General features: G+C 52.4%; 4 protein-coding genes and 3 tRNA genes. All 7 read left to right on the top strand.

The features are described 5' to 3' along the window. The first annotated feature begins 80 nt into the window (after positions 1-80). Positions 81-1,034, top strand: a complete 954-nt coding sequence (birA, locus tag ACK6BI_RS27950; RefSeq protein ID WP_409319655.1) for a bifunctional biotin--[acetyl-CoA-carboxylase] ligase/biotin operon repressor BirA — start codon at positions 81-83, stop codon at positions 1,032-1,034. Beyond that, positions 1,024-1,770 carry a pantothenate kinase gene (locus tag ACK6BI_RS27945; RefSeq protein WP_409319654.1) on the top strand — a complete coding sequence of 249 codons (747 nt, stop codon included), beginning with the start codon at positions 1,024-1,026 and terminating at the stop codon, positions 1,768-1,770. Before birA ends, ACK6BI_RS27945 begins: the two co-directional genes overlap by 11 nt. 7 nt (positions 1,771-1,777) lie before the next feature. Beyond that, positions 1,778-2,215, top strand: a complete 438-nt coding sequence (locus ACK6BI_RS27940) for a hypothetical protein (RefSeq protein WP_409319653.1) — start codon at positions 1,778-1,780, stop codon at positions 2,213-2,215. A gap of 144 nt (positions 2,216-2,359) precedes the next feature. Further along, positions 2,360-2,444 (top strand) — tRNA-Tyr (locus ACK6BI_RS27935). Between the two features lie 25 nt (positions 2,445-2,469). Beyond that, positions 2,470-2,543: transfer RNA gene (locus tag ACK6BI_RS27930), tRNA-Gly, on the top strand. Positions 2,544-2,569: 26 nt separating this feature from the next. Next, positions 2,570-2,645 (top strand) — tRNA-Thr (locus ACK6BI_RS27925). 84 nt (positions 2,646-2,729) lie between these two features. Continuing rightward, the coding region (locus tag ACK6BI_RS27920; RefSeq protein ID WP_007916459.1) for a GTP-binding protein at positions 2,730-2,843 on the top strand (114 nt) is incomplete at its 3' end.

Raw genomic sequence — 2,843 nt, 5'->3', positions numbered from 1 at the left:
GGAAAAAACGACTGTTTGATTTCTATGCAACGGCTCGGTGCGTGGCTATTATTCGGGCCTCATTGTGAGGTAAGACCTGCATGCTGACGTTGTTGAATCTTCTGAAGGATGGTCGATTCCATTCTGGTCAGACTTTGGGTGTTGCTCTGGGAATCAGTCGAAGTGCGGTCTGGAAGCAGCTACAGCACTTGGAGGCCGAACTCGGGCTGACCATACATAAAGTTCGAGGTCGGGGTTACCAATTGGCTTCACCTCTGACATTGCTTGATTTGCCCAGAATTGAGGCAGATCTTGTCGGCTGGCCTATCAGTCTCTTTGACTCAGTCGACTCTACCAACGCTGAATCGTTACGTGCGATCGATCGCGGTCAGTTGGCGCCTTTTCTAGTGCTGGCTGAGCGACAGATTGCCGGGCGTGGACGCAGGGGGCGAAAGTGGGTCAGTCCATTTGCCGAGAACCTTTATTACAGTCTCGTATTGCGCGTTGATGGCGGAATGCGTCAGCTCGAGGGCTTGAGCCTGGTTGTGGGGCTTGCTGTCATGCAAGCCCTGCGTTCGGTTGGGGTCTCCGGTGCAGGTTTGAAGTGGCCCAATGATGTTCTCGTTGGTCGAAAGAAAATCGCCGGGATTCTGCTTGAGCTTGTAGGGGATCCGGCAGATGTATGTCACGTGGTCATGGGGGTTGGTATCAACGTGAATATGCAGGCCACTGATGAGGTCGATCAGCAATGGACCTCGATTCGCTTGGAGTCGGGTCGAAATTGCGATCGTAATAATCTGGTGGTGGAATTGAGCAAGCAGTTGCAGCTCTATTTACAGCGTCATCAGTCAGGCGGCTTTACTTCGCTTCGGGCAGAGTGGGAGGCGAATCATCTCTGGCAGGCACAGTCGGTTGTGCTGACCGCAGGTGTCACTCGGGTGGATGGTGTGGTGCTGGGTATTGATAATCAGGGTGCGCTTCGACTGAAGGTTGATGGTGTGGAAAAAGTCTTTAGTGGCGGCGAGCTCAGCTTGAGGTTGCGTGATGATTCTTGAGCTCGATTGCGGCAACAGTTTTATCAAGTGGCGCGTACTGCACGCTGAGGACGGTGCTTTGGTCAGGGAAGGCGTCGTTGATTCTGATAAGGCGCTGGTCGACGCGCTGCGCTCGCCGTTAATCTCATTAAGTAAGTGTCGACTTGTCAGCGTCAGAACCGACGATGAGACCAGTGAGCTTATCGCTTTGCTCAGGCGGGAGTTTGGTATTTCTGTCGTTTGTGCTGCGCCAGCCCTCGAGATGTCCGGTGTCAAGAATGGTTATGAGGACTACGAACGTCTCGGGCTTGATCGTTGGCTGGCGATGCTGGGGGCTTTTCATTTGGCTGGCGGTGCCTGCGTGGTACTGGATTTCGGAACCGCGGTGACTTCTGATTTCATTTCGTTGGATGGCGAGCATCTGGGAGGCTTTATTTGTCCTGGTATGCCGCTCATGCGAAACCAATTGCGCACACACACACGCAAGATTCGCTATGGGGATCAAGACGCAGAGCAGGCATTGCTCAGCAAGGCGCCCGGACGCAACACAGTTGAGGCGGTAGAGCGAGGTTGCTCGCTGATGCTGAGGGGGTTTGTGTTAACTCAGTTGGAGTTGGCCCGATCCTACTGGGGGGAGTCCTTCACTGTGTTCATTACCGGTGGGGATGCCGAGCTGGTTTCTGATGTAGCACCAGATGCCCGCATCGTTTCCGATCTGGTATTCGTGGGGTTGGCTATGGCGTGTCCTTTGTCCTGAGGTTTGTATGCGTTGGTTGTTTCTGCTGCTCCTGGTACTCAATGTTTTTTATTACGTCTGGCATCAGCAAGAGGTTCCGTTGCGCGCAAAGGATGTTACGCCTCTGAGTCTCTATCGGGGTTCACAGCAGGATATTCGTTTATTGAGCGAGACAAGCGATGTTTCGCGTGAAAGGCGATCTGGTGGTAGGGCTGAAGGGCAATGTCTCTATATAGGTGGTTTGGTGCGTTCGGACTCCGCTCTGGTATTGGAACAGCGTCTGACTGAATTCGGAGCGAAGGCGCTGCCAGTGCCCAGGGAGCTTTCTGGTGACCTGTATTGGTTTCGAATTACGCCCGAGACCCAGCATTCACTGGGGGATGCTCAACTGCAAAACCTTTCCAAGGAATTCAATGAGTTAAAACACAAAATAATGCTATGCGAGGGGGTTGCACCTACCGAATAGTTTGCATAGAATGGCGCCCGCTCCACAGCGAAGACCTTAAAAAGGTTGGTGCGGTAGGGCGATGTCAATGCAGCTAACCTCAAGTTTTTAAATGAGAAAATGCTTGACAAGGGGTTGGCATAGTATAGAATGCCGGCCTGATCAGGAGGGGTTCCCGAGCGGCCAAAGGGATCAGACTGTAAATCTGACGTCTACGACTTCGAAGGTTCGAATCCTTCTCCCTCCACCAGATTTTAGCGTGAGCTGCAGGCTCCGCGGGTATAGTTTAGTGGTAGAACCTCAGCCTTCCAAGCTGATGATGCGGGTTCGATTCCCGCTACCCGCTCCAAGTTTGCAGAATATGCAAAGTGTTACGCTCTTGTAGCTCAGTTGGTAGAGCACACCCTTGGTAAGGGTGAGGTCAGCGGTTCAAATCCGCTCAAGAGCTCCATATAACAAGGCAGATATGAAAATATCTGCCTTTGTTTTAATGGCTAGGGTTGTTTGCTTATTTCTTCTGTTAGGGGTGATATCGATGGCTAAGGAAAAATTTGATCGTTCCCTACCGCACGTCAACGTCGGAACTATCGGTCACGTTGACCACGGTAAAACCACTCTGACCGCTGCGTTGACTCGCGTCTGCTCCGAG

The sequence above is a fragment of the Pseudomonas sp. KCJK9016 genome (assembly GCF_046231795.1).
GTDB classification, from domain to species: Bacteria; Pseudomonadota; Gammaproteobacteria; order Pseudomonadales; family Pseudomonadaceae; genus Aquipseudomonas; species Aquipseudomonas bananamidigenes.
Note: the sequence above shows the minus strand (reverse complement) of the source record. Positions and strands in the feature narration are given on the sequence as shown.